The 26330-nt window shown below is 71.0% G+C and carries 17 protein-coding genes; 12 read left to right on the forward strand and 5 right to left on the reverse strand.

The genetic code is table 11. The annotated features are described in order from the left end of the window. Positions 1-80: 80 nt before the first annotated feature. From tssD to G4D85_RS39600, 8 genes are all read left to right on the forward strand, one after another. Complete coding sequence (tssD, locus tag G4D85_RS39565; protein ID WP_164019425.1) at positions 81-572, forward strand: type VI secretion system tube protein TssD; 492 nt, start codon at positions 81-83, stop codon at positions 570-572. Between the two features lie 86 nt (positions 573-658). Next, complete coding sequence (tssE, locus tag G4D85_RS39570; RefSeq protein WP_164019426.1) at positions 659-1054, forward strand: type VI secretion system baseplate subunit TssE; 396 nt, start codon at positions 659-661, stop codon at positions 1052-1054. 28 nt (positions 1055-1082) lie between these two features. After that, positions 1083-2834 carry a type VI secretion system baseplate subunit TssF gene (gene tssF, locus G4D85_RS39575; RefSeq protein ID WP_164019427.1) on the forward strand — a complete coding sequence of 584 codons (1752 nt, stop codon included), beginning with the start codon at positions 1083-1085 and terminating at the stop codon, positions 2832-2834. After that, the gene (tssG, locus tag G4D85_RS39580; RefSeq protein ID WP_164019428.1) at positions 2798-3901 is read left to right on the forward strand and encodes a type VI secretion system baseplate subunit TssG; all 1104 of its coding nucleotides are present in this window, start codon (positions 2798-2800) and stop codon (positions 3899-3901) included. The genes tssF and tssG overlap by 37 nt, the downstream gene beginning before the upstream one ends. Before the next feature lie 82 nt (positions 3902-3983). Beyond that, complete coding sequence (gene tssH, locus G4D85_RS39585; protein WP_164019491.1) at positions 3984-6638, forward strand: type VI secretion system ATPase TssH; 2655 nt, start codon at positions 3984-3986, stop codon at positions 6636-6638. 8 nt (positions 6639-6646) lie between these two features. Then, positions 6647-7744, forward strand: a complete 1098-nt coding sequence (locus G4D85_RS39590; protein ID WP_164019429.1) for a hypothetical protein — start codon at positions 6647-6649, stop codon at positions 7742-7744. Positions 7745-7905: 161 nt separating this feature from the next. Further along, positions 7906-8271: an HPF/RaiA family ribosome-associated protein gene (locus G4D85_RS39595; protein WP_164019430.1), complete on the forward strand. Its 366-nt coding sequence runs from the start codon at positions 7906-7908 to the stop codon at positions 8269-8271. A gap of 72 nt (positions 8272-8343) precedes the next feature. Continuing rightward, positions 8344-8895, forward strand: coding sequence for a peroxiredoxin family protein (locus G4D85_RS39600; protein WP_164019431.1), 552 nt, complete (start codon positions 8344-8346; stop codon positions 8893-8895). Positions 8896-8928: 33 nt separating this feature from the next. Here the strand turns inward: G4D85_RS39600 and G4D85_RS39605 are convergent, their stop codons facing one another. The 5 genes from G4D85_RS39605 to G4D85_RS39625 all read right to left on the reverse strand — a co-directional run bounded on the left by G4D85_RS39605 (position 8929) and on the right by G4D85_RS39625 (position 14263). Beyond that, positions 8929-10296: a glycoside hydrolase family 16 protein gene (locus G4D85_RS39605; RefSeq protein ID WP_164019432.1), complete on the reverse strand. Its 1368-nt coding sequence runs from the start codon at positions 10294-10296 to the stop codon at positions 8929-8931. A 133-nt stretch (positions 10297-10429) separates the two neighbouring features. Beyond that, entirely contained in the window at positions 10430-11497 is a 1068-nt protein-coding gene (locus G4D85_RS39610; protein ID WP_164019433.1) for a sulfate/molybdate ABC transporter ATP-binding protein, read from the reverse strand. Then, positions 11494-12342 (reverse strand): sulfate ABC transporter permease subunit CysW, encoded by an 849-nt coding sequence (gene cysW / locus G4D85_RS39615; protein WP_164019434.1) that lies wholly within the window; start codon positions 12340-12342, stop codon positions 11494-11496. The genes G4D85_RS39610 and cysW overlap by 4 nt, the downstream gene beginning before the upstream one ends. Before the next feature lie 6 nt (positions 12343-12348). After that, on the reverse strand, positions 12349-13194 hold the full coding sequence (gene cysT, locus G4D85_RS39620; protein WP_164019435.1) for a sulfate ABC transporter permease subunit CysT: 846 nt from the start codon (positions 13192-13194) through the stop codon (positions 12349-12351). A gap of 13 nt (positions 13195-13207) precedes the next feature. Next, on the reverse strand, positions 13208-14263 hold the full coding sequence (locus tag G4D85_RS39625; protein ID WP_164019436.1) for a sulfate ABC transporter substrate-binding protein: 1056 nt from the start codon (positions 14261-14263) through the stop codon (positions 13208-13210). Positions 14264-14556: 293 nt separating this feature from the next. On the opposite strand from G4D85_RS39625, the gene G4D85_RS39630 reads away from it, so the two are divergent. The 4 genes from G4D85_RS39630 to G4D85_RS39645 all read left to right on the forward strand — a co-directional run bounded on the left by G4D85_RS39630 (position 14557) and on the right by G4D85_RS39645 (position 26323). Next, entirely contained in the window at positions 14557-17148 is a 2592-nt protein-coding gene (locus G4D85_RS39630) for a LamG domain-containing protein (RefSeq protein ID WP_164019437.1), read from the forward strand. Between the two features lie 117 nt (positions 17149-17265). Next, positions 17266-20661: an AAA family ATPase gene (locus tag G4D85_RS39635; protein ID WP_164019438.1), complete on the forward strand. Its 3396-nt coding sequence runs from the start codon at positions 17266-17268 to the stop codon at positions 20659-20661. 4 nt (positions 20662-20665) lie between these two features. After that, positions 20666-24025, forward strand: coding sequence for an AAA family ATPase (locus G4D85_RS39640; RefSeq protein WP_164019439.1), 3360 nt, complete (start codon positions 20666-20668; stop codon positions 24023-24025). Positions 24026-24028: 3 nt separating this feature from the next. Beyond that, positions 24029-26323 carry an AAA family ATPase gene (locus G4D85_RS39645; protein WP_164019440.1) on the forward strand — a complete coding sequence of 765 codons (2295 nt, stop codon included), beginning with the start codon at positions 24029-24031 and terminating at the stop codon, positions 26321-26323. Positions 26324-26330: the final 7 nt, after the last annotated feature.

The following is a 26330-nucleotide window of genomic DNA, read 5'->3' on the forward strand; positions in this document are numbered from 1 at the left end:
TTAGAGGGGCTCCATCACCCGGGCTCGCAGGGAGTCCGGACCCACAGCGCGCACTGCGCGCAATGCGAAGAGGTTGAAGCATGGCTGAGTCAGTACACCTGTACCTGAAGGCGAATGGCACCGACATCACGGGCGAGAGCACCCAGACGTCCCTGGGCCGCGCGGACTCCATCGAGTGCGTCTACTACGACCAGAAGGTGTTCACCGCGCGTGAGGCCGGCTCCGGTCTCGCGACGGGCCGCCGCCAGTACGAGGGCATCACCTTCCGCAAGCGCATCGACAAGGCGTCGCCGCTGCTCATGAAGGCCCTCTGCGAGAACCAGGTCATCGAGGCGACCTTCAAGTTCTTCCGTCCGAACCCGACGGGCGACGGCACGACCGAGCAGTTCTACACGACGTCCATCAAGAAGGCCCGGGTCAACAGCATCAAGCAGTACGTCCCGGACTCCTTCGTGCCCGCGAGCACCAACCTTCCTCCCATGGAGGAGATCACCCTGGTGTTCCACACCATCAACTGGACCATCACCAACGGTGGCGTGACGCACGAGGACACCTGGGACACCCAGCGCTAATCATGCGCTCCTCCCGCCGGCCGCCCGTGCAGTCGTGTACGCGGGCGGTCGGGGGTGGGATTCCAGGCTGAAACCAGAAGACACCCATGGGCTCCCGAGGCTTGCTGTCCCGCATCGCCGAAGGCAACGGCACGCTCGCGCCACCCGGCGACGTGGTGGAGTCCATCGCCGAGCACCTGCGCAACCTGCTCAACACGCGCAGGGGTGAGTCCGTGGCGGCTCCGGCGTACGGCATCCTGGACCTGAACGACATCGTCCACTCGTACCCCTCAGCCATTCCGCGGATGACGCAGTCCATCCGCACGGCCATCCAGGACTTCGAGCCGCGGCTGAAGAACGTGGTGGTGCAGTACGCGGCGGACCCGTCGGACCCGACGGCGCTGCGCTTCGACATCAGTGCCCAGCTGGCCACGCGAGACAGGCGGGGCATGGTGCGCTTCCACACGCAGGTGCATCCGGGCGGACGCGTGGACCTGTGGTGAGCCACGGGGTGAGTGGCAAAGGGCGAGGATGTTCAGCAAGTACTACCTGAGCGAGCTGTCGTACCTGCGGGAGATGGGCCGTGCCTTCGGGCTGGCCAACCCCTCCGTCGCGGGCCTGCTGGTGGAGCGCGGCGCGGACCCGGACGTGGAGCGGCTGCTGGAGGGCTTCGCCTTCCTGACGGCGCGCATCCGCGAGCGGGTGGACGACGACGTGCCGGAGCTGGTGCACGGCCTCACGGAGCTGCTGCTGCCGCACTACCTGCGCCCGCTGCCGGCCTCCACCATCGTCGAGTTCTCCCCCAACCTGCGCGCGCTGCGCGGCCGCTCGCGCCTGCCCGCGGGCGCGGAGGTGGCCTCCCAGCCCATCGACGGCACCAGCTGCGTCTTCCGCACCACGTCGGACGTGGACCTGCTGCCGGTGCAGCTGACGGACGCGCTGCTGGACCGTGCGTCGATTACGTCCCCGGTGCTGCGGCTGTTCTTCCAGACGACGGAGCAGGGCCGCGCGGAGGTGTTCCGCCCGCAGGGCCTGCGCCTGTTCATCCATGGCGAGCTGTCCGCCGCGTCGGTGGTGCTGCTGTGGCTCCTGCGCTACTGCCGCCAGGTGCGCGTGCGCGGCGTCTCGTCGGAAGGCGAGGGCTTCAAGCTGCCGGCCAACGCCATCCACCCGGTGGGCTTCGACAGGGACTTCAAGCTGCTGCCCTGGCCGCGCGCCAGCGAGGGCTACCGGCACCTGCAGGAGTACCTGACGCTGCCGGAGAAGTTCCTGTTCTTCGACGTGCGCGGGCTGGACGCCGCGACGGGCGTGAAGGACGACAAGTTCGAGATTGCCTTCCACCTGGAGCGGCCGCCGCCCCTGGACGCGCGCATCCACCGGGAGATGTTCCGGCTGCACTGCGCGCCGGTGGTCAACCTCTTCAGCGTGCCGGCGGACCCCGTCCTCCACGGCGTGCTGGACGGGGACCACCTGCTGCGCGCGTCGGACCTGCCGGCCAACCACGCCGAGGTGTACTCGGTGGACGCGGTGACGGGCCTGCAGGCGGGCCGCAACGAGCGGCGCATGTACCGGCCCTTCTTCGAGTTCAGCCACACCGCGGGCGGCGACGCGCAGCAGTCCTTCTACCGGCTGCGCCGGACGCACTCGCCGCTGGACGACGGCATCGACACGTACATCACCCTGGAGACGCCGCGGGACGTGCCGCCGGTGCTGGGCTCGGAGGAGGCGCTGTCCATCGACCTCACCTGCACCAACCGCTCGCTGCCCTCGCGGCTCCAGGTGGGTGATTTGACGGCCTCCACGGCGGGCAGCCCCACACAGGCGAAGTTCAAGAACATCTCCCCGGTGAGCCGGCCGGCGCGCGCCCCGCTGGGCTCGGAGCTGCACTGGAGGCTCCTGTCGCACCTGGCCATCAACCAGCACTCGCTCGCGGACGCGGCGGCGCTGCGGCGGTTGATGGACCTCTACAACTTCCACTCCCTCACGGACAACCTGTCGGCGCGCGCCAGCCGCCTGCGCATCAACGCCATCCGCGCGGTGGAGACGAAGCCGGTGACGCGCTTCCTGGAGGGCGCGCCGCTGCGCGGTCACCGCACCCGGGTGGACCTGGACGAGGAGAACTTCATGGGCGTGGGTGACTCGTTCCTCTTCGGCTGCATCCTCGAGGAGCTGCTCGCGTCCCACGTCACCATCAACTCCTTCAATGAGCTGAGCATCCGCCTCCACCCCTCGCAGACGGAGTACACGTGGCTTCCGAGGAACGGAACGCAGACGCTCTTGTAGCGGCGGCGCGTCAACTGGCGGAGGCGGCACCCCGGGCGGGCTTCTTTCCCCTGGTGGCCTTCCTGGAGCGGCTGACGTCCCGGGCCCAGGCCGAGGCCAGGGCCCAGGGCGACACCCGCTCCCAGGCCGACGCCCGCGCCCAGGTGGTGCGCGTGGGCGGGCCCGGGCCCGTCAACGAGGAGATGATCCGCTTCCGGCATGACCCGTCGCTGGGGTTTCCCTCTGGCGATGTGAACTCCGTCACGCTCCACCACGTGCCGGCGCGGGCGGACGACCCGTACGCCAGGCGGCCCTTGTTCGAAGTCGTGACGAGCTTCCTGGGACTGACGGGCTCGGTGAGCCCCCTGCCCCACTACATCGCGGAGGAAGTCGCGCAGGAGGACCCGGACGAACCCGTGCGGCGCGAGTTCCTGGACCTCTTCCACCACCGGCTGCTGTCGCTGCTGTACCGGATTGAGTCCAAGTACCGCCTCTCCAGCGAGACGGACACGTCCTTCACGGACCAGTGGTCCAAGCGGCTCCTCGCGCTGGGCGGCTTCGACACCTACGAGCGCCCCCTGGAGAGCAAGCTGCCGACCTGGCGCCTGCTGCGCATCGCCCCGCTGCTGGCCGGGCGCTTCCGCACCGCGGAGCAGCTGGAGGTGGCGCTCCAGGACGTCATGGGCGACGACCTGGAGGGCGCGCGCGTCACGGTGCGCCAGTTCGTGGGCCGCTGGGTGGACATCGACGCCCGGGTGCAGCTGGGCCGCCTGAACAACATCCTCGGGCGCAACATGCTGCTGGGTGGCAAGGCCTTCGACAGGACGGGGAAGATTCAAATCCATGTCAGCCCGCTGCCGCCGCGCGCCTACAGGCGGCTGATGCCGGAGGGCGATTTGCTCCCCCTGGTGCGCGAGGTGGTGGCCCTCTTCGTGAAGGACCCGCTCGAGTACGATTTGGAGCTGGGACTCACCGAGGGCGTGCAGCAGCAGTTCCGCCTGTCCCGCAAGGAACCGAGCAAGCTGGGCCGGGACACCTGGCTTGGCAACAGCCAACAGACGCACCTCAGCGTCCCTGTCGCGAGATGAAATTCCGAGCGGGCGGGCATGAGCGCCGGGGATTTACGGCGCTCGGGCCGCCCGGTATACCGTCCACCATCGCTGTCATTTTCTGGGGGCTCCCATTCGCGTCGATCCGAAAGCGCTCGTCCGTCGTCTGACGCCGACCTCTACCCGTCTGCTCGAGGCCGCGGTGGCCCGTGCGAGCGCGGGACGGTTCTACGAAATCGTGCCCGAGCACATGCTCGTGCAGATGCTGGAGCCCGAGGACTCGGACATCGCGCGCATCCTCCAGCAGTTCGGGGTGGACCGCCGTCACCTGCTGACCAGCATGGAGCGCGCGGTGCAGGGCCTGCGCGCGGGCAATGCGGGCCGGCCCGTCTTCTCCGAGACGCTCTTCCAGTGGTTCGAGGAGGCGTGGCTCCTGGCCTCCGTGGAGCAGGGCTCCACGCGGCTGCGCTCGGGCGTGCTGTTCGCCCAGTTCGTCAGCCGGCGCGCTCGCTACACCGCGGAGCTGTTCCCGGAGCTGGACGCCATCAGCCGGGACGAGCTCATGTCCTCGCTGGAGGTGGTGCTGCGCCCCTCTCCCGAGAATGTGGAGGTGGCCTCCGCCGACGCCGCGGGCGCCGGTGCGGGTGGCGCGGCCGGGGCTCCTGGCGGGCGCGGGGACGAGGCGCTGAAGCGCTTCGCCACGTCCTTCACGGGCCGGGTGCGCGAGGGGAAGATTGACCCCATCTTCGGCCGGCACCGCGAAATCCGGCAGATGGTGGACATCCTCTCCCGCCGCCGGAAGAACAACCCCATCCTGGTGGGCGAGCCCGGCGTGGGCAAGACGGCGCTCGTCGAGGGCATGGCCTGGGCGATTGTGCGCGGCGAGGTGCCCGACGCGATGAAGAACGTGGAGCTGCTCGGGCTGGACCTGGGCCTGCTCCAGGCGGGCGCGGGCGTGCGCGGCGAGTTCGAGAACCGGCTGAAGGCCGTCATCGCCGAGGTGAAGGCGTCTCCCACGCCCATCATCCTGTTCATCGACGAGGCGCACACCATCATCGGCGCGGGCGGCTCGCAGGGCGGCACGGACGCGTCCAACCTGCTCAAGCCGGCGCTGGCGCGCGGCGAGCTGCGCACCATCGCCGCCACCACCTGGGCCGAGTACAAGAAGTACTTCGAGAAGGACGCCGCGCTGGAGCGGCGCTTCCAGCCGGTGAAGGTGGAGGAGCCGAGCGTGGAGGACGCGGAGCTGATGCTGCGCGGCCTGCGGCCCACCTACGAGGCGGCCCACGGCGTCATCATCCGCGACGAGGCCGTCACCGCCGCGGTGCGCCTGTCCAGCCGCTACATCTCCGGCCGGCAGCTGCCGGACAAGGCGGTGGACCTGCTCGACACGTCCGCGGCCCGCGTGAAGATTGAGCTGTCCACGCGCCCCGAGGAGCTGGTGGCGCTGGACCAGGAGATTGCCGCGCTGGAGCGCGAGCGTGAGGTACGCAAGCGCGACCTCGCCGAGGGCACGGGCGGTCCGGACGAGCAGGAAGCCCTGACGGAGGCGGAGGAGAAGCTGCGCGCCACCCAGGACTCGCGGGCCTCGCTGCACGCGCGCTGGGAGACCGAGCGCACGGCGGTGGCGGCGCTGATGGAGGCGCGCAAGGCGCTGCGCGAGGCGAAGCCGGAGGCGGACGCCGCGGCGCTGAAGGAAGCGGTGGACGCGGCGGCGAAGAAGCTGGCCGAGACGCGCGGCGAGGTGCCGCTGGTGCACGCGGACGTGGACGCGGACATCGTCGCGCGGGTGGTGGCGGGCTGGACGGGCGTGCCCGTCGGGAAGATGCGCAGTGACTTGCTGGCCTCCGTGCTGACGCTGGAGGACAAGCTGCGGGGCCGGGTGCGCGGCCAGGAGTCGGGGCTGAAGAAGGTGGCGGAAATCGTCCGCATCTCCCAGGCGGGCATCCGCAACCCGGACACACCGATTGGCGTCATGCTCTTCGTGGGCCCCAGCGGCGTGGGCAAGACGGAGACGGCGCTGGCGCTGGCGGACACGCTCTACGGCGGCGAGCGCTTCATGACGACGCTCAACATGAGCGAGTTCCAGGAGAAGCACACGGTGAGCCGGCTCATCGGCTCGCCGCCGGGCTACGTGGGCTACGGCGAGGGCGGCCTCTTGACGGAGGCGGTGCGGCAGCGGCCCTACTCCGTGGTGCTGCTGGACGAGTGCGAGAAGGCCGACCTGGAGGTGATGAACCTCTTCTACCAGGTCTTCGACAAGGGCTCACTCACGGACGGCGAGGGCCGCGCGGTGGACTTCAAGAACACCGTCATCATCCTCACCAGCAACCTGGGCTCGGACGTGGTGATGCGGATGTTCGAGGACTTCGCGGAGCCCACCACCGAGCAGGTGGTCGCGGCCATCCGCCCCGTGCTCAGCAAGCACTTCAAGCCGGCGCTGCTGGCGCGCATGACGATTGTGCCCTTCGGTCCGGTGCAGCGCGACGTGATGCGCCAGATTGCGGAGATGAAGCTGGAGAAGCTCGTGGGCCGGCTGCGGGCCGCCCACAACGTGGAGACGACGCTGGCGCCGGGCCTGCTCGACGAATTGGCGCGCCGGTGCACCGAGTCCGAGATGGGAGCGCGCAACATGGAGCAGATCCTCCAGGGCTCGCTGATGCCCGTGCTCTCGCGCGAGTTGTTGCAGCACCTGGTGGGCGGCGCGGTGCCCCCGAAGCTGCATGTGGCCCTGACCGCGGAAGGCGACTGGGACCTCCAGTTCGCCAATGCCTGAGAGAACCCATGAAACGAACGCTCCAGGTCTCCGCCGTGGCGCTGTCCCTGCTGGCCGGTTGCGCCAGCGTGCCCAAGCCGGCGATGTGCTTCGCCGAGGCGGGCTCCAACGCGCTCTCCTTCCCCACGCCGGACACGTGGTTCGCCCTGCTGCTGCACGGCTATGACAAGGACTCCGGCGCCGCCCCGCGGCCGTCGGTGGACTGCACGGGCGCCCCTGTCTGGTCCCAGGACCCGGCCGCCGACGAGTGCGTGGAGGCCGGCCCCGACGCCCTCGCCCTGCCCCCTCCGGAGAAGCTGACGGAGGAGGACCTGGTGCTGGAGACGCTCCAGGCCGGGCAGCGGCTGGTGTGGGTGATTACGCGGCGCTTCACCAACGGCGAGGCCCTGGGCCCGGTGGCGCTGGTGGAGACGACGGAGAAGGGCTTCCGCGTGGACGCGCTGGGCTCGCTGCGCGCCATGCCGAAGAACGCGAAGCTGCGGCTGGAGAAGGTGCAGGGCTCCAACGTCCTGGTCGCCGAGGGTGACGCGTGCACCACGGAAGGCGAGGAGGTGTGCCGCCGGCACGCGCGCATCATGCCGCTGCGGCAGAACCGCTTCTTCACCGAGTCCGTGTCCGACAAGGCCCGCGCGTGCCTGGGCGCCGCGTGGTTCCCGCTCTCGCGCGAGATGAACTTCGAGCTGCCCAACGGGCTGCGCCGCAAGTTCGAGCTGACGGCCACCCTCACCTTCGCCGAGGAGGGCATCAGCGTGCAGGAGCAGGTGCAGGTGAGTGACTCGGACCCGCAGCAGCCGGACGTGGCGCCGCGCCTGTACCGCCGCGCGCAGGACGTGCGCACGCTGGTGCTGGCGGACAACGCGCTGCTGGGCAGCAAGGCGTCGCTCTGGTCCCGCATGATGGAGCAGCAGGTGCGCGTGGGCGCCCGGCCGGTGCCGGAGAAGCCCATCTACGCCATGCCGGAGAAGAAGAAGCCGGCCGCCAGCGAGGCCGACGTGGCCACCGCCGAGGCGCCCGCCGAAGCCGCGAAGGCCACGGCCAAGACGGTGGCCACGCCGGGCAAGACGTCCCAGAAGCCGGCCACGACGGCGACGACCACCCCTCCGTAGTCGCTGCCCCGAAGTGGGGTGGACTCCTTCCTCGCCCTACCCCGCCCCTGTGAGGCTTCGGTTTTTCCGAAGCGTCACGGGGGCTTTTCCTATTTGCGACGAAAGGGCCTCGTGAACAGAGAAGTAACAGGCCCAATGGGGGGCCAGAAGGAGAGTCCTGGATGCGCATCGAAATCCGAGCCCGTCACATCCCCCTCACCGAGAGCCTTCGCACCCACTGCGAGCGCCGCGTGCGCTTCGCGCTGGACCGACTGGCGGACCGCGTCAAGGAGGTGGTGTTGCGCTTGGAGGACACCAACGGCCCACGCGGCGGCGTGGACAAGTCGTGCAAGGTGACGCTGCGGCTGGAGCACGGGAAGGAGCTGACGCTGGAGTCCAAGGACACGACGCTGGTCGCCGCGGTGGACAAGGCCCTGGACCGGGCTGGCACGGCCGTCACCAAGGCGGTGGGACGCGCGCAGCGGCAGGCCGGTGAGAGCCTCCGGAGCGCGGCGTGGCAGCCCGACGAGGCGGCTGCCCTGTCATGACGTGAGCCTGGGACGGCCGTCCTTTCGGGGCGGCCGTTCCCGGTGGTGTCGCTGGAGCCGAGGAGGCACGGAATGCAGGGCGGTACCGGAGCGCTGGGACGGATGCGGGCCGCCTGGAACGAGGCGCGGCGCCGGTGGTGGGTGCGCTGGGGCGTGGACCTGGCCCTGCTGGCGCTCCTCTTCGCGGCGGTGACGGCGTGGCAGACGCGGCGCCTGCCCGGAGGCGGGACCCCCGCTCCGGACTTCACCCTGCGCACCCTGGCCGGAGAGACAGTGAGTCTGGAGGCGCTGCGCGGCAAGCCCGTGGTGCTCGCCTTCTGGGCCCCCTGGTGCGGCGTCTGCAAGATGGAGTCGTCCAACCTCTCGCAGCTCCAGAGCCTCGCCGGAGATTCCGCCCACGTGGTGTCCGTGGCGGTGGCGTACGACGACGAGGAAGCCGTGCGGCGCTTCGCGAGCGAGCATGGCGTCGACTACCCGGTGCTGCTCGGGGACGACTCCACCCAGCGCGACTGGCGCGTGAACAGCTTCCCCACCGTGTTCTTCCTGTCGCCCGAGGGCCGCGTGGAGCGGGCGGTGGTTGGCTACACCACGCTGGCCGGGCTGGGCTGGCGGTTGCTCCTGTAGCCGGGGTGCGAGTCGCCCAGGGAGCGGCGCCGCCTACAGGCGGATGAGCTCCACGTCGTCCATGTGGACGAAGTTGGCGGAGTTCCCCACGCTGGCCTTCGTGTGGAAGCCCAGCTCCAGGGTGCCTCCGGTGACGGAGATGGCCGGCGTCTCCACGAGCGTCCACGCGCCGTAGTTGCCGAGCGTGGTGTACACGGGCGCGCACCCGCCGCACGTCTTCGCCTGGAGGCGGGCGAAGTCGAACGTTCCGCCCTTCCGCACCCACGCGCGGACCTTGTAGTTGCCCGACGGCAGCCCGGACGCCACCTGGTACGTCCACACCTCGAAGGGCGAACCGTTGTTCCAGTGCGTCAGGTGGTAGCTGCCCGAGTGGCCACCGTTGTACGTCTCGGAGAAGTCCGCGGCCTCGGTGCCGTTGGGGCTCCAGGTCGCCCAGCCCGTCATGCCGGACTCGAAGCTGGCGTTGGTGAGCGAGCTGGGCGGCGGCGTGCTGCCCGCGGCGTACCAGCGCACCCACTCGACCTCCATCGTCTTCCGCTCACCCGACGCGAGGGCAATCGCGCTGGCAGGCGGGTTGCCGTACCAGTTCCCACCCAGCGCCAGGTTCAGGATGATGTAGTGGTTCTGCTGGAACGCGGGCTCGTTGTGGTTGAAGTCCGCAGTCCCGCGAATCTGGTTGTCCAGCTTGAACACCATCTTGTTCGCGGTCCACTCCACCTCGTAGACGTGGAAGCCGTCCGCGAGGTTGTAGCCGCCGCTGGCGCCCGTGCCCCAGTGCTGGTCGGCCCCGTTGGCGAAGTAGTGCGCCGCCGACTTCATCCAGCTCGGCTCGTTGGAGTGCCACTCCAGGATGTCGATCTCCCCGCTCCGGGGCCAGCCCACCGTGGAGATGTTGCCGCCCAGCGTCCAGAACGCCGGCCACATGCCATAGCCGGAGGGAATCTTGATGCTCGCGGCGAGCTTCCCGTAGCGCCGCTCCACCTTGCCCTTGGTGTGGAGGCGGCCGGAGTAGAACGAGCGCGGCCCGTAGCCCGCGCACCGCGAGTCGTAGGGAGCGTCATTGGTCCGCTCCGCGGTGATGACCAGCTTCCCGCCTCCAACGGTGACGTTCTGCGCGCGGGGGAACTCCAGCTCACCCGTGCCGAAGTTGCAGTTGTTGGTGACGGGGTCGTGGTTGCTCGTCAGCACGGTCCAGTTCGCGCCGTTCAGCGACGTGCCCGTGAAGTCGTCCTGCCAGGCGAGGTTCCACCCCGCGCCCGGGTCATACCCGAGCTCGCCCTGCGCCTGGCTCGCGAGCGGCAGCGGCGCTGCCTCGGGAACTGTCTCCGCTCCGCAGCCGCTGACCAGGGCCAGGCAACCGGCGGCCAGCAGCATCGAGTACCACTCCTGTCGTGTGTGCATGTCTCTCTCCAGGGAAGGGAGCCGGGGGGCTCTTCCCTGGACTTAGCCGTCGAGCCCGCACACTCAAACAGTTTTTTCGGTTAATGGAGAAAGTCCCGACATTCGCGGGTGGGTGTGGCCATGACACCCCAGCTCAGATGGCGTAGTCGCCCACGAACACGGCCGCCGTGCGCACATCGGCGCGCACCGAGTCTCCCTCCGTCACACCGAGCGCCTCGAACTCCGAGCGGGGCACCTCCACGGTGACTTCGTCTCCCGAAGGAAGCCGGAGCAGCACCTTCACGAAGCCGCCCACGGGCTTGAGCCGCTCCACCCGGCCGGTGGCGGAGTGCCCGTTCAGCGGGGCCTCCGACGACTTCGCCAGCTTGATGTCATGCGGCCGGACGAAGGCCTGCACCGCCTGGCCCTCGCGCGCCGCCGCCGGGACATGCACGGAGAGCGAGCCCATGGCCACCCGGCCCGAGCGCACCTGACCGCGCAGCACGCTCGCCCCGCCGATGAAGGAGGCGACGAACGGCGACGCGGGCCGGTTGTAGATGTCCTCCGGCGAGCCCGCCTGCGCCACCCGCCCCTCGCTCATCACCACCACGTGCTGGGAAATCTCCAGTGCCTCCTGCTGGTCATGCGTCACCAGCAGCGTGGTGAGGCCCGTGCGCGTGTGGAGCTCATGGAGCCACTCGCGCAGCTCCTCACGCACCCGCGTGTCCAGCGCGCCGAAGGGCTCATCCAGCAGCAGCACGCGGGGACGGATGGCCAGCGCGCGCGCGAAGGCCACTCGCTGGCGCTGCCCGCCGGAGAGCTGCCCGGGGAAGCGGTTCCCCAGCTCTTCCAGCTGCACCAGGCGCAACATCTCGTCCACGCGCGCGGCCGTCTCCTCGCGCCGGGAGCCCCGCACCTCCAGCCCGAAGGCGATGTTCTCCCGCACCGTCATGTGCCGGAACAGGGCGTAGCTCTGGAAGACGACGCCCACGCCCCGCTGCTGCACGGGCATGTTCGTACAGTCCACCCCGTCGATGACGATGCGACCGGCGTCCGGCACCTCCAGTCCGGCCACCAGCCGCAGCAGCGTGGACTTGCCCGCGCCCGATGGCCCCAGCAGCGAGGTGATGGCACCCGTGGGGGCCTGGAATGAGACTTCCGAGACGGCCGGAGTCCCCTTCTCCGTGAAGCGCCGGGTGACCTGCTCGACGATGATGCTCATGGCGCCACGCTCCTCCACTCCACGTATTTCTTGACCACCAGCGTCACCAGCGCGAGCAGCGTCAGCAGCGAGGCCACCGCGAACGCGCCGACGAAGTCGTACTCGTTGTAGAGAATCTCCGCGTGCAGCGGCAGCGTCGTCGTGACGCCGCGCACGTGCCCGGACACCACGGACACCGCGCCGAACTCGCCCATCGCCCGCGCGTTGCAGAGGATGACGCCGTAGATGACGCCCCACTTCACCTTGGGCAGGGTGACGCGCCAGAACGTCCGCCACCCGCTCGCGCCCAGCGTCAGGGCCGCCTCCTCCTCGTCGCTGCCCTGGACCTGCATCACCGGCAGCACCTCGCGCGCCACGAAGGGGAACGTCACGAACACCGTCGCCAGGACGATGCCCGGCACGGCGAAGATGACGCGCAGGTCATGCTCCACCAGCCACGGCCCCAGCCAGCCCTGCCGCCCGAAGAGCAGCACGAAGATGAGCCCCGCGATGACTGGCGACACGCTGAAGGGCAGGTCGATGAGCGTCATCAGCAGCGACCGCCCCCGGAACCGGAACCGGGCGATGAGCCACGCCGCGGCCAACCCGAAGACCAGGTTGAGGGGCACGGAGATGGCCGCTGCCAGCAGCGTCAGGCGCATGGCCGACAGCGCCTCCGGGTCGCTGATGGCCGCGACATAGGCCGCCCAGCCCTTCTGGAACGCGAAGGTGAAGACGGCCACCAGCGGGACGACGAGGAACACGCCCAGGAAGGCCAGCGCCAGTCCGATGAGCGCCCAGCGGATGACCGCCGGCCCGCTGAGGGTCCGCGTGCGCCGCCGCAAGACGAGAGTCGTGGGATGCATGGCGCCTCAGCTCCCCGTCCGGGCTTCGAGCCGGCGGTGGCTCCAGCGATGGAGCAGGTTGACGGCCAGCAGCAGCGAGAAGGACGCCATCAGCATGACGATGGCGATGGCTGTCGCGCCCGCGTAGTCGTACTGCTCCAGCTTGGTGATGATGAGCAGCGGGACGATTTCGGTCCGCAGCGGCATGTTGCCGGAGATGAAGACGACGGAGCCGTACTCCCCCAGCGCCCGGGCGAACGCCAGGGTGAAGCCGCTGAGCAGCGCGGGCAGGATGCTCGGGAAGAGCACCCGGGAGAACGTCTGCCACGGCGTGGCGCCCAGCGTCGCCGCGGCCTCCTCCACGTCCACGTCGATGTCCTCCAGCACCGGTTGCACCGTGCGCACCACGAAGGGCAGCCCGATGAAGGTGAGCGCCACCGCCACGCCCACGGAGGTGTAGGCCACCTTCAGGCCCATCGCCTCCAGGTACTGGCCATACCAGCCATTGGCGGAGAACAGCGTCGTCAGCGTCAGCCCCGCCACCGCCGTGGGCAGCGCGAAGGGCAGGTCCACCAGCGCCTCCACCAAATCCCTGCCGGGGAAGCGGTAGCGCACCAGCACCCAGGCCACCAGCAGCCCGAAGACGACGTTGGCCAGGGCCGCGGCGAGCGAGGCCCCGAAGGTGAGCTGGTAGGCGGCGAGCGCGCGCGGCGCCGTCACCGTCTCCCAGAACTGCGCCCAGGTGAGAGTGAACGTCTTGAGGAAGAGGCTGGACAGCGGAATGAGGACGATGAGCCCCAGGTAGAACCAGCTGAAGCCCAGCGACAGCCTGAAGCCCGGGAGGACGCGGCGGCGGCGAGAGGACACGGACATGACGCGGCGGCCTTCAGCGGGCCTGCGGGGCGTAGATGCGGTCGAACACGCCCCCGTCATCGAAGTGCGCGGCCTGGGCCTTCTTCCAGCCGCCGAAGACGTCAGCGATGGTGAAGAGGCTCACGTTGGGGAACCGCGCCGCGTGCTTCGCGGCCACGGCCTGGGAGCGGGGGCGGTAGTAGTGCTTCGCCGCCAGTTCCTGGCCCTCGTCCGAGTAGAGATACTGGAGGTACGCCTCCGCGGCGGCGCGGGTGCCCCGCTTGTCCACGTTCTTGTCCACCACGGTGACAGGCGGCTCGGCGAGGATGCTCACCGACGGGACGACAATCTCGAACTTGTCCTTGCCCACCTCCTGCGTGAGCAGGAAGGCCTCGTTCTCCCAGGCGATGAGCACGTCCCCCAGGCCGCGCTCGGCGAAGGTGGTGGTGGAGCCGCGTGCCCCGGAGTCCAGCACGGGGACGTTGCGGAAGAGCTTCTCCACGAAGGCCTGGGCAGTGGCCTCACCGCCGCCCTGCTTGCGGAGCGCGTAGCCCCACGCGGCCAGGTAGTTCCAACGCGCGCCGCCGGACGTCTTGGGGTTGGGGGTGATGACGGAGACGCCCTCCTTGACGAGGTCCTCCCAGTCCTTGATGCCCTTGGGGTTGCCCTTGCGCACCACGAAGACGATGGTGGACGTGTACGGCGCGCTGTTGTCCGGCAGCCGCTTCTGCCAGTCCGCGGGGATGAGCTGCCCCTTGTCGTGGAGCATGTCCACGTCGTACGCGAGCGCCAGCGTGACGACGTCCGCCTCCAGCCCGTCGATGACGGCCCGCGCCTGCTTGCCGGAGCCACCGTGGGACTGCTTGATGGTGACCTTCTTGCCGCTCTTCGCCTCCCAGTGCTTCGCGAAGGCGGCGTTGAAGTCCGTGTACAGCTCACGCGTGGGGTCGTAGGAGACGTTGAGCAGGGTGACGCTGCCGCCCTCCGAGGACGCGGCGGCATCACCGCCCGACCTGGAGCAGCCGGCGAGGCTCACCAACAGGAGCAGGGCAACCCAGGGTCTGGGACGCGGCGAGAAGTGACCTTCCATACGTGACCTCGTTGGTGGAACGGGGGTCGCGATGGGATGGGTCGGGTTCAGGTCCAGAAACTCGAAAGCCCACTCCCTCGCGGGCAGTGGGCTTTTCAGACCGGGTCGACCAGGGCTCTCAGGCCACTGGTGGACAGGCGCCCACCGCAGGTGCGTGACAGCAGCAACAAGCGGTGGAGAGCGGGGTCGACATGAACGAAGCCACGATGCCCGCGGCCGGGGGCGTTGTCAACGCGGCGCTCCATCCGAAGTCGTGAAATCGAGTATAATCAGATTTTCACGAAGGAGCCCTCATGCCCCCGCGCCCCTGTCGTCCGCTGGCCCTGCTCGCAGCGTCGCTGCTCGCCCTCGCCTTCGCGCCCCACGAGTCCGTCGCCGCCGAGCGGCCCTCGCTTGTGAACACCCGCATCCGCACGCCCTTCAACGCCAACGGCCACTCGTCCACGATTGATGGGCGGGTCTTCATCGGGAACATCCGGGAGGACCACGCCACCACGACGACCACCTGGCACGCGCGGGTGTTCCGCCCCGAGGCAGTGACGTACGACGCCCAGGGCCGGCCCTCCTTCTCCGGGGTCTTCTCCTCCGGGCGCACCGTCGACGTGAGGAACGGCGAGAATGCGCTGGCCTTCTGCTTCACCAACCCGGCTCAGCCGTACACGCTCTCCGGCGGGACCGCGGTGTATCAGCCATATCTCTTCGACTCGCAGATGTACGGCGGCCCGCCGAACCGGTTCCGCCGCCGCCCGGTGGACCTCCGCGTCTCGCTGCCCTTCACGGCGCAGGCGGACATCTCGTCGTTCACCACCGGCAACCTGGAGTTCCTCACCACCGTCACGGGAGGAGAGCTTCGCGGCATCGAGCCGACGATGACCTCCGACGGACGGCTCCTCATCTACCAGGGCGGCCCGTCCAACAACGGGGTCATCGACCACCTGATGTACTCGTACAACCCCACGCCCTGCGCGGCGTCGGGCTGGAGCAACCCGCGTCCGCTGTCGATGATGGTCAATGACCCGAACCCGGGCGTGAAGCGCTACCCGCTCGCGTGGCAGCCGCTGAAGTCCGCCCTCGGGGAGCCCTTCGGCACCACCACCACGGGCGCGCTCATCCGCGGCGCCTATGTCTGGGTGGACCACGAGGGACGCAACGTCCTCTACACCGCTGTCGTCTACACCGACGGCGCGCGCCGCGAGGCCGTCAGCCTGGTGGGCGCGGACACGAACTGGACGGCGTATCACGTCGACGGAAGCATCAACACGGACCGCAGCGACATCGCCCACCTCTTCTACTCGGGCCCCATGTGGAACTTCGAGCAGGAGCGCAGCCCCGCGCAGAACTTCCCGCCGGGCGCCAGCAACGAGGCGAAGTACCTGCCCGTCACCAAGACGCATGACGTGCTCGCCCTCTTCGGCAGCAACACGTCGGACTACAACGAAATCGACGTCGGGGACCTGACCCATCCCTTCCACGTGCTCTTCCTGCCCATGAACGAGCTGGTCACCCGGGCAGGAGCGTATGACCTGACGCGCACGCCGGACCTGGCGGGCCGCTTCTACACGGGCACGCTCACCGGCACCGCGCAGATTTCCCCCGGCAACGCCGTGACACAGCCGGCGTCGGGCTCGCCGTGGGAGCCGCAGGGCAAGGGCAAGGCGCTGGTCCTCCCGGGCGGTGGCGCCCTCACGGTGAACCTCACCGACGCCAACAGCACCGTGCCTGGCGTGGGCGCCTTCGCCCGTGGCTTCACCGTGCAGCTCGCCATCAAGCCCGACGCGAACATCAACACCGGCTGCACCGGGAACCCGTATCGCTACCTGCTGGCGAAGTCGGGCGGCCTGGACCTCATCTACGAGGCGGACAACACGGTGCAGATGTCCTTCGTGCTCAACGGCCAGCGCGTCCGCATGGGGCGCAGCCCCGCCCTGCCCGTGGGCGCCTGGAGCCACGTTGCCTATACGTGGGACGGTGTCACCGGGCAGTTCAACGAGTACCTCAACGGCGTGTCCACGGGGCGGGCCCTGCCCGTCGTCACCGGCTCCTTCCGGCTGGGCACGGGCGCACTGTCCATCGGCGCGGGCAATGTGATGAACACGCAGGCCTGCCCGGCCACGGGTGAGGGCTCGTTCCGGGGCGCCATCGACGAGGTCCGCTTCTTCTCCCACGCGCGCTCCAACCGGAGCGTCTGCATGACGACGCACGGCGCGGACTGTAAGGACGCGGCCATCCAGGGGACTCCGTCCGCCGGTCAGTTCGGGATGAGCCAGCAGCAGCCCACGTGCAACGGCTACGCGGCGCTGGGCACGCAGGCGTGCGCGTCCTCCATGCACCGGGTCTGCGCGCAGCGCGGGGCGCATGACGCGCTGGCCACCAGCACCAACGTGTACGAGACGATTCAGCAGCTCATCGGCAACCGTCCGCCCATCTCGCTCATGGGCGTGCCGGCCGCTGCCACCGCCACCGACGTGAGCGTGGCGTGCGCGCCCATCCAGCACCAGAGCCTCGCCGTCACCTTCGAGGAGCTGGCGCGCAAGCACGCGGGATGCGCGGATGACCGGGTGGCGCAGAGCCTGGACTGCGGCGCCGCCGTGCACCGCTGGTGCAACAGCCTGGGGTGGACGACGGGCCTGCTCTTCGAGGTGACGACGCGGCCGTGGGTGGGCTGCTTCAACTCGGGCCTCATCCAGGACGTGCCCAAGGACCAGCTCGGGCCTGCCTCCAACGCGGGCAGCTTCACCTCCGCTGACGGACGGCTGGAGGTCAGCCGGTGGTGCCAGGCGCGCGGCTACGGCGCCGGTGTCATCCAGGAACTGGGCGCGGGGACGTTCGCGAATGTCCACTGCTTCCAGCCGGCGATGACGGTGCCCTGGAAGTTCACGCCGTAGGAGCACCGGGCGGCGGAGGTGGCGAACACCTCCGCCGCTCGGGCCATTCCGGCGGAAGTCAGCTCCCGTGGGCACGCGCCGTCGCTGTGCGGCGCCGTGCTAGCGTGAGTACCCCCCATGAACTTCCGTTTCCAATGCTGGGTGCAGCGACATGCCAGCGGGCGGGTCACGCTCACACCCCTGGCCCTTCCCCACCTCGCGGTGCACGCGGACACGCTGGAGAAGGCCACCGAGGAGCTGTCCCTCGCGCTGGACGACCAGCTCACCCGCGTCCACCCCCGCCGCGTGCCGGAGTTCATCGCCCCGCCGGACGGAGTGCTCCACACCCTCGAAGTGCCCGGCATTCCCGTCTGGGGCGCGGAAGAGAACACCGTCGCGCCGCTGCACTTCTCCGCCGTCGTCGCGCCCGCGCACCAGTCGTACACCGGGATGAATGCGCCGCGCCTCGGCACGCACCTGTGGTTCCAGGGCAAGACGCTCCCCAAGGACGCGCCGGACCGGCTGAAGGAGCAGTTGGAGGAGCTCTCCGACGCACGGCGGCTCGCGCTGCGCCCGGATGGCACCGAGTCGCTGGTGGAGCTGGAAGTCCAGGCCACGCCCACGCCGCTCTCAGCCTTCACCCCTCGCCAGCTCCACCTGGACATCCGCCCGCCGCCGCGTCCTCCGGATGCCCCCGCCGAGAAGGGCGAGACGGGCCCGGACGACGAGGACGAGGACGCCCTGGACCTGGACACGTGGGAGCCGCGCCGCCGCTCCCGCCGCCGTGACTCGGGAGTGAAGCCGGAGAAGCCGCCCCCCACTCCCACGCTGGACCGCATCGCCGTGCCCTGGCACAAGCTCGCGCAGCAGGGGCAGCTCGACGCCGCCTACGAGCAGGACGCCCTGGTGACCCTGCTCCGCGCACGCCTCGCCGCGAAGGACGCGGAGTCCGTGGTGCTGGTGGGCCCCTCGGGCGTGGGGAAGACGGCGGTGCTCCACGCGCTCGCCCAGGCTCTGCGTGCCCCCGCCGCCACGGCGGCAGAGCGCGCCCGTCCCTTCTTCTTCCTCGACGGCAGCCGCCTCATCGCGGGCGAGGGTGGCTTCGGCGACTGGCAACAGCAGGTGCTGCGTTGCTTCCGCGAAGCCGCCGAGTCCCACGCCCTGCTCTCGCTGGGCCACGCGGTGGACTTGCTGGACGCGGGTAAGAGCGCCCACAGCAACCAGAACGTGGCCCAGCTCCTGCTCCCGCTGCTCGCCACCCGCGAGGTGTCCGTGCTGGCCGAGGCCACGCCTGAGACGTGGGCCCAGGTGGAGCGCCGCAACACCAGCTTCGCCCGGCTCTTCTCCGTGGTGCGCGTGGAAGAACCGGAACCAGACGCGCTCGCCCGCATCCTCGCGCGAGTCGCCGAAGACGACGCGGGGCCGAAGCCGCTGGAGGTGCTCCCCGACGCGCTCGACGAGGCCCGCTTCCTCTGCCGCCGCTTCCTTCCCTACGGTGCGCAGGTGGGCAACGCGGTGGCCTTCCTCCGCCGCCTGCTGGCCACATGCACCCACGCCGCGCAGCCCCGCGTCACCCGCCTGGACGCCACCCGTCAGTTCGCCTCCGAGTCCGGCATCCCCGAGTCGCTCCTCCGCGACGACATGCCGCTGGAGGTGGGGCAGGTGCGCGCCTTCCTCTCCACGCGGGTGCTGGGCCAGGAGGTCGCGGTGGAGCGCGCGGCGTCGGTGGTGTCCGTCCTCAAGGCGGGAATGGCCGACACGCGCCGCCCGCTGGGGGTGCTCCTCTTCGTGGGCCCCACCGGCGTGGGCAAGACGGAGCTGTCCAAGGCGCTGGCGGAACTGCTCTTCGGCGCCAAGGAGCGCATGGTGCGCCTGGACATGGGCGAGTACGCCGGCCCGGACGCGCTGCTGCGCCTGCTGGGCGACGGCGAGACGCCGGGGCACCTGTCCGCGGCGGTGCGCCGCCAGCCCTTCTGCGTGGTGCTGCTGGACGAGGTGGAGAAGGCCCACCCCGCCGTGCATGACGCGCTGCTGGGCGTGCTCGGCGAGGGCCGCCTCACCGATGCGTCCGGCCGCTTCACCGACTTCCGCAACGCAGTGCTCGTCCTCACCAGCAACCTGGGCGCGGACACGTGGCGCGCCCGCGTGGGCTTCGACTCGTCCGGCGGTGCGCCCGACGTCGCCGCCCTGCGCGCCCACTACCTCACCGAGGTGCAGCGCTTCTTCCGTCCCGAGCTATTCAACCGCCTGGATGACGTCGTCGTCTTCTCTCCGCTCTCCGCGGACCTGCTGCGTCGGCTGGTGGTGCGCGAGGTGGAGGCCGTGTGCCGCCGCCCCGGGCTGTCCCTCCACGACGCGGGGGTGGAAGTCTCCCCTTCCGCGCTGGACTGGCTGGCCGCCCGGGGCTTCGACCCGCGCTATGGCGCCCGCCCCCTGAAGCGCGCGCTGGAGCGGGAGCTGGTGGTGCCGGTGGCCGCCTGGCTCGCCGCGCACCCGCGGAGTGGGCCGGTGAAGCTGTTCGTGGATGCGGGCGGCGAGGGGCTCTCGTTGCGCGCGGAGGCAGTGGGCGGCGATGCCGAGGGCGTGGGGCGGCAGGCCATCGAGAAGGTGCTGGAGGACGCGGCCAGCCTGCGCGCCGAGGTGCAGCGCTGGAGCGGCGCCGAGCCCATGCGGGCCCTGCGACGCGAGCTGGCCGTCTTCGACAAGGCGTCGCGGCAGCCGGCGTACTGGGAGGAGCGGGCCCTGGCCGAGGAGTCCTCACGCAAGTCGTCCGAGGCGCGCGAGCTGGAGAAGGCCTTTCGCGACTGTGCCCAGCAGGCCGAGGCGGTGGAGGACCTGCTCTTCGAGGCGCACCTGTCCCGCGCGGTGGGACAGGCGGAATCCCTCGCGCGCGACGTGTCCGGGCTGCGGCGGACCTTCCAGCCCCTGCGTGAGCGGCTCTACGCCAGCCTCTTCCCCACCTCGCGTGGCGCCACTCTCTTCCTGCTGCCCGGGCGCGGCGCGTGGCCCCACCTCCTGACGCTCGCGAAGGCGTACGAGGCCTGGGCGGCGGCGCAGTCGATAACCTTCCAGCGCGCCCTGCTTCGTCCCGAGGAGAAGGACCGGGAGAAGTCGTCGCGCAAGGACCTGCCGCTCTATTGGTTCTGGGAGAAGAAGACCGTGCTGGACGAGGTGAAGCCGCCGCCCGCCGCCTATGCCCTGCAGCTCACCGGCGGCACCCTGCCCCTGCTGCTCGCGGGCGAGCACGGCGTGCACCGCTTCGTCGAGGGCAGCCAGGCCGCGCTGGTGCGCGCCCGCTTCGAGCCGCAGCCGCTGTCCCTGCAGGCGCTACCCTCGCTGATGGAGCTGGAGAAGGCCATGACGAAGCAGGAGGTGCGCCGGATTCGTCCCACCACGAGCGACACGGTGGGCGGGACGCTGGAGGACCTGCGCACCGGGGCGAAGCAGCGCTATGGGCCGGAGGGGCTCTCGATGGAGCCCCTGCTAGAGGCCTGGCTGCAGTGGCGCGTCTTCGGCGCGCGGGAGGAGGACTGAAGCCATGGACCTCAAACTGCCCCTGGTGGTGGCGCCGCTCGGTGGACGACTGGTGCAGGCGTGGGTGCCCGCCTTCTGGCCCCGGCTGAGCGGCGTGGGCCCCAGCCTCTCCATGCTGCGCGACGAGCTGGCGCTCGCCGTCATGGAGCGCTTCGAGAAGGAGTCCCCCTCCAACGTGGCGGCCTACCAGTTCCCACCGCACCTGGCCCTGCGCCATGTGAAGGTGGACACGGAGGCGAGGGACCGGGAGAAGGGCAAGCGCATCGTCCTCCAGGGCCGCATGGCCGTGCTGCTGGAGAAGTGGCCTCGCGACGACTTCTGGGTGGTGACGCCCACCCGGATGCCCGAGGCCCGCTTCGCGGTGGCCCACCCGGATGCCCTGCCCCAGGCGCTCGCGCGGCGGCTGGCCGCGTGGTGCCTGGAGCACGACGTGGACAACCTGGACGAGCGCTGGGGCATGGGGCGTGAGCGACTGGACTTGCTCGAGGTGGACGCCTACGCGCCCACCATCCTCCCCCGGACTCCGCCCAAGCCCCCCACTCCACCGCGCCGCCGGAAGCCGAAGGAGAAGAAGAAGGAAGACGAGCCGGCCCCGGAGACGCCAGAGCAGCGCGAGGCCCGCCGCAACCGCCGCCGCCTGTCACTGGTGGAGCTGCGCGCGGTGGCGCGCAACCTGAGCCATGGCGCGCGCGACGGCGCGCTGGAGCGCTGCTTCGGCCGCGAGGCGCTGGTGCGCGAGGTGGTGGACGCGCTGGAGGGCCGCGAGGGCGCGGCGATTGTCCTGGTGGGGCCTTCCGGCTCCGGCAAGACGGCGCTGGTGCACGAGGTGGTCAGCCGCCTCACCGCCCGGCAGGACGCCGCCGGCACCCGCCGCGATGTGTGGCGCGTGGACGGCAACCAGTTCATCGCGGGGATGATGTACGTGGGCCAGTGGGAGGCCCGCGCGCGGGGCGTGGTGCAGGAGCTGATGGAGGTGGGCGACCTCCTCTATGTGGACGACCTGGCCTCGCTCGTCTACGCGGGACGCACGCACAACGAGCGCACCAACGTGGCGCAGTACATCGAGCCACATCTGGCGCGCGGCGAGCTGACCGTGCTGGCCGAGTCCACGCCGGAGCGCTTCGAGCGCGTGCGCGAGGAGGCCCCCACCTTCGCCTCGCTCTTCCGCGTGGTGCACGTGCCCGCCCTGGACGCGCGCTCCACGCTGCCCGCGCTGCTGGGCACGCTGCGAGAGTTGGAGGCCGCGAACGACAGGGGCGCGGTGCGACTGTCGCCGCTCGCCCTGGAGACGCTGCTGGACTTGCAGCAGCGCTTCGTGGCGCACGAGGCCTTCCCGGGCAAGGCCGTCCGGCTGCTGCGCCGGGTGGTGGCGCGGCCCGGCACCGAGGAAGGTGGCCTGCGCCGCTTCACCCAGGAGGACGTCACCTCCGCCATGCGCGAGCAGACGGGCCTGCCCGACTTCGTGCTGGGCAGCGCACCGCCGAAGCCGCGCGAGGTGCTGGAGCGCGAAATGGCCGCGCAGGTGGCGGGCCAGCCCGAGGCGGTATCCGCCGTGGTGGATGCCATCCTCACGTTGCAGCGCTCGCTCCAGCCGCCGGACAAGCCGCTGGCCACCTACCTCTTCGTGGGCCCCACCGGCGTGGGCAAGACGGAGACGGCCAAGGCGCTCGCGCGCACCCTCTTCGGCAGCGAGGGGCGGCTGGTGCGCTTCGACATGTCGGAGTTCGTCTCCGCCGCCAGCATCACCCGGTTGCTCGGCATGCCGGGCGCTCCGGACGGAGAGCTGACCACGGCGCTGCGCACCCAGCCCTTCTGCGTGGTCCTCTTCGACGAGGTGGAGAAGGCCCACCCGCGCATCTTCGACGCCCTGCTCCAGTTCCTGGGCGAGGGTCGACTGACGGACGGCGCCGGCCGCACGGTGGACGCGCGGCAGGCGGTGGTGGTGCTCACCTCCAACCTGGGCGTGCGCGAGGCGGCGTCCCGCACGGGCTTCAACCGCTCGCCCGAGGGCGCGGAGGCGCATTACCTCTCCTCGGTGCGAGCCTTCTTCCGCCCGGAGTTCTTCAACCGGCTGGACAGGGTGGTGCCCTTCCGCTCGCTGACACCCGCCGCGCTGCGGGTGGTGGTGGAGCACGCCCTGGAGTCGCTGCTGTCGCGCCGGGGCATCCGCCGCGGCAACGTGCTGGTGGAGGTGGAGTCCCCGCTGCTGGACCTGCTGGTGGAGCAGGCCTACGACCCGCGCTATGGCGCGCGCCCCCTCAAGCGCGCCCTGGAGCGGCGCCTCACGGTGCCGCTGGCCCACCACCTGGTGTGGCGCGGCGCGGAGGACCTTGCCCGGGTGGAGCTGTTCCGTCGGGGCGACGACATGGGCCTGTCCGTGGAGCTGATGGTGCGCGAGCCGGCGTGGGCGCCGGAACAGGACCCGGCGGCCTGGACGCTCATGGACGTGTCTCGCGTGCTGGAGCAGACGGTGGCGCGGCTGGACGGGCTCTCCGGGGTGGAAGCGTCCCCGGACGCCGCCGAGCTGGTGGAGCGCCTGGAGCGGCTGTCCGCGGAGGCGGTGGACATTCGTGAGAATGAGCTGGCGGAGCGCGACTTCCTGGAGATGGAAGCCCCGGTGCCCAAGGAGATTGTTCGCGGGGATCACTGGAACCGCCACCCCGGCCGGGGTGGCCTCAGGGCGCGGCCGACATATTCCTCCGTGCCCCAGCCGGTGTCCCAAGAGGAGCGCCTGCGCCGCTGCCGGCCGCTGGTGGTGAACCTGCGGGACGAGGTGGAGTGGCTGGCGCACCAGCTTGCCTGCCGCGAGCGTGGCCCCGACGTGCGGGTGGTGCTGGTGGAGGGGCTCGGCGACACGCCGGTCTCCGCGCTGGACGCCGTGGTGCGCGCGCTGCCCCAGGACCTGGGACGCTCCGTGGTGCACGAGGAGCGGGTGGAGCCGGATGGCCGCGTCGCATGGGCGGAGCCCGGCTCGCAGCGCCCGGCGGGGGTGCGGGTGCGGCGCATTGCAGTGGGCCTGGCGGGCTTCGGGCTCGCGGAGGTGCTCGCGCCGCTGGAGGGCTACGCGCTGGTGGAGAGCCTGCGAGGCGACATCGTGCGTCCGGCGCCGGTGCGCGTGGAGCTGCTGGCGGGTGACGTGGGCCTGCTGGACGATGTCTCGCGCGCGGTGGCGACGCGGGACGCGGTGCGCGCGACGGAGCGCGAGGCGCGACGGGCGGGGACGGCCCAGGCCGAGGGCGCCGGCCGCGTGGTGGTGGAGGGCAACGAGAGCGGGCTGGTGCACCTGGCCAGCCGGCGCACGCCGTCGGAGGCGCTGGCCTGGGCGGGGCGCGTGTTGCGGCGGGCCGCCCGCGAGGAGGGCTGAGACATGGACAAGAACTTCCACCTCTTCGTGCGTCGTTACCCGGGCGTGGGCGTGGCGGCCCATGTGCTGACGCACCCGCACCTGGCCTCGTTCGCGGCGGACCTGAACACCGCGCGGCTGGACCTGGCCGAGGTGCTGGGCCGACTCCTGCGCCGCGGCGAGCTGTGGGACGAGGTGACGCACTGGGAGGACCTGCGCCAGCGCCGCATGGCCCTCACCGTGCGCGCGCTCCAGCATGGGCGGCTGCTGCCGGTGCCCCTGCGCCTGACGGTGGTGACGCACGGCGGGCGTTCCGGCACGAAGGCCGCGCGCAAGGGAGACGCCGCGAAGGGGCCGCTGCGCGTCTGGGTGCCCCGCGTGAATGTGGAGGGCATGCTGCAAGACCTGGCGGACCTGGAGCCGTACGTCGAGGAGCTGGTGCGCTACGAGCTGCACCTCGCGCCGCTGGAGCGGCTGCACGGGCTGGCGTACGTGGGCGAGGAGTCGGTGGAGACGCTCTCGGTGCCGGCGCGCGTGAAGCAGACGCCGCGTGCCCGCGCCGCCGGAGAGGACGCGAAGCAGCCAAAGCGCCCGCCCCCGCCCGAGGGGCTCGCGGAGGCCAGCCGCTGTCTCAACGAGGAGGCCCGCGCCGGGCTGCTGGAGCGGGCCTGGGAGCGCGACGCGGAGGTGGGCCGACTCGCCGAGGCCGTCACCGCGAGCACCCGCGCCAGCGTGCTGCTGGTGGGCCCTCCCTCGGTGGGCAAGACGGCGCTGGTGCACGAATTGGTGCAGCGCGCGGAGGCGGCGTCCCAAGGCCATCCGCTACACGGCCTGGAGGTGTACAGCACCTCGGGCGGCCGCATCATGGCGGGCATGCGCTACCTGGGGCAGTGGCAGGAGCGCGTGCAGCGCATGGTGGAGGCGCTCCGCGTGCGCCGCGCGGTGCTGCACCTGGACAGCCTGTCGGAGCTGCTGTCGCTCGGCGGCGGTGACACGGGCCTGGACGTGGCGCGACACCTGCTGCCTGCACTGGAGGGCGGCGAGGTGGCGCTGGTGCTGGAGGCCACTCCAGAGGACGTGGCCCGCGCGGAGCGGACCCACGGCGCCTTCCTCCAGGCGCTGCGGCACATGTCGGTGGCGCCGCTGGCGCCGGTGGCCGCGCGCGCCGCGCTCCAGCAGGCTTCGCAGCGGGTGGCCCGCGCGCGCAAGGTGCGCTTCACGCCGGAAGCGCTGGACCGGGCCGCGGAGCTGACGGAGCGCTTCGGTGAGGGGCCTCCGCCCGGTGGCGCGGTGGCCCTGTTGCGCGCGGCCAGCACCCAGCCGTCCGCCGCGGGCGAGGTGGACGCGGCCGGGGTGACGCAGGCCTTCTGCACCCGCACCGGCTACCCGCGCGAGCTGGTGGACACGTCCATCCGGTTGGACCCGGAGGCGCTGCTGCGCCGCTTCCGCGAGCGCATCGTCGGCCAGGAGGAGGCCACGCTGCTCCTGCGCAACCTCATCGTCACCCTGAAGACGGGGCTGGCGGACCCGTCCCGCCCGCTGGGCGCCTTCCTGCTGCTGGGCCCCACCGGCGTGGGCAAGACGGAGTCGGCGCTCGCGCTGGCCGAGTACCTCTTCGGCGACACGGCCCGGCTGGCCCGCTTCGACATGGCGGAGTACGCGGCGCCGGGGAGCGCCGCGCGGCTGGTGGGTGAGGTGGGCGGTCAGCAGGGCGGCCTCGCCCGGCGCGTGCGTGAGCAGCCTTTCGGCGTGGTGCTGCTGGACGAGGTGGAGAAGGCGGACGCTGGCGTCCATGACCTGCTGTTGCAGGTATTGGGCGAGGGCCGCCTCACGGACGGCACCGGCCGCACCGTCAGCTTCCGCAACACCGTGGTGCTGCTCACCAGCAACCTGGGCGCGGACAGCGCGGGCCGCTCGCTCGGCTTCGGCGGAGGCACGGTGAGGGACATGGAGCAGCACTACCTGGGCGCCGCCACCGCCTTCTTCCGGCCCGAGCTGCTGAACCGGCTGGACCAGGTGGTTCCCTACCGCTCGCTCACGCCAGAGGTCATCCGCGCGCTGGCCCGGCGCACGCTGGAGGCGGCCCTGACGCGAGAGGGCCTCACCCGGCGTGGGGTGAAGGTGTCCTTCGGCGAGGACGTGGTGGAGCACCTGGCGCGCACGGGCTTCGACGCGCGCTACGGCGCCCGGCCCCTGAAGCGCGCCGTGGAGCAGCACGTGGTGACGCCGCTGGCGCAGTGGCTCGCCGCGCACGCGAGCGCCCCACCCGCGCGGGTGCTGCTGCGTGTGGGCGCGGATGGGCGGGTGGAGCTCGCATAAGGCGGCG

Source organism: Pyxidicoccus trucidator, assembly GCF_010894435.1.
GTDB lineage: Bacteria > Myxococcota > Myxococcia > Myxococcales > Myxococcaceae > Myxococcus > Myxococcus trucidator.

Bases quoted from the DNA above. Each gene is read 5' to 3' on its own strand.
- G4D85_RS39635 (WP_164019438.1), top strand. From the start codon at position 17,266: ATGAACTTCCGTTTCCAATGCTGGGTGCAGCGACATGCCAGCGGGCGG.
- G4D85_RS39590 (WP_164019429.1), top strand. From the start codon at position 6,647: ATGAAACGAACGCTCCAGGTCTCCGCCGTGGCGCTGTCCCTGCTGGCC.
- cysT (WP_164019435.1), bottom strand. From the start codon at position 13,194: ATGTCCGTGTCCTCTCGCCGCCGCCGCGTCCTCCCGGGCTTCAGGCTG.
- G4D85_RS39605 (WP_164019432.1), bottom strand. From the start codon at position 10,296: ATGCACACACGACAGGAGTGGTACTCGATGCTGCTGGCCGCCGGTTGC.
- G4D85_RS39600 (WP_164019431.1), top strand. From the start codon at position 8,344: ATGCAGGGCGGTACCGGAGCGCTGGGACGGATGCGGGCCGCCTGGAAC.
- G4D85_RS39610 (WP_164019433.1), bottom strand. From the start codon at position 11,497: ATGAGCATCATCGTCGAGCAGGTCACCCGGCGCTTCACGGAGAAGGGG.
- G4D85_RS39645 (WP_164019440.1), top strand. From the start codon at position 24,029: ATGGACAAGAACTTCCACCTCTTCGTGCGTCGTTACCCGGGCGTGGGC.
- G4D85_RS39595 (WP_164019430.1), top strand. From the start codon at position 7,906: ATGCGCATCGAAATCCGAGCCCGTCACATCCCCCTCACCGAGAGCCTT.
- tssE (WP_164019426.1), top strand. From the start codon at position 659: ATGGGCTCCCGAGGCTTGCTGTCCCGCATCGCCGAAGGCAACGGCACG.
- G4D85_RS39630 (WP_164019437.1), top strand. From the start codon at position 14,557: ATGCCCCCGCGCCCCTGTCGTCCGCTGGCCCTGCTCGCAGCGTCGCTG.
- tssD (WP_164019425.1), top strand. From the start codon at position 81: ATGGCTGAGTCAGTACACCTGTACCTGAAGGCGAATGGCACCGACATC.
- G4D85_RS39625 (WP_164019436.1), bottom strand. From the start codon at position 14,263: ATGGAAGGTCACTTCTCGCCGCGTCCCAGACCCTGGGTTGCCCTGCTC.
- G4D85_RS39640 (WP_164019439.1), top strand. From the start codon at position 20,666: ATGGACCTCAAACTGCCCCTGGTGGTGGCGCCGCTCGGTGGACGACTG.
- cysW (WP_164019434.1), bottom strand. From the start codon at position 12,342: ATGCATCCCACGACTCTCGTCTTGCGGCGGCGCACGCGGACCCTCAGC.
- tssF (WP_164019427.1), top strand. From the start codon at position 1,083: ATGTTCAGCAAGTACTACCTGAGCGAGCTGTCGTACCTGCGGGAGATG.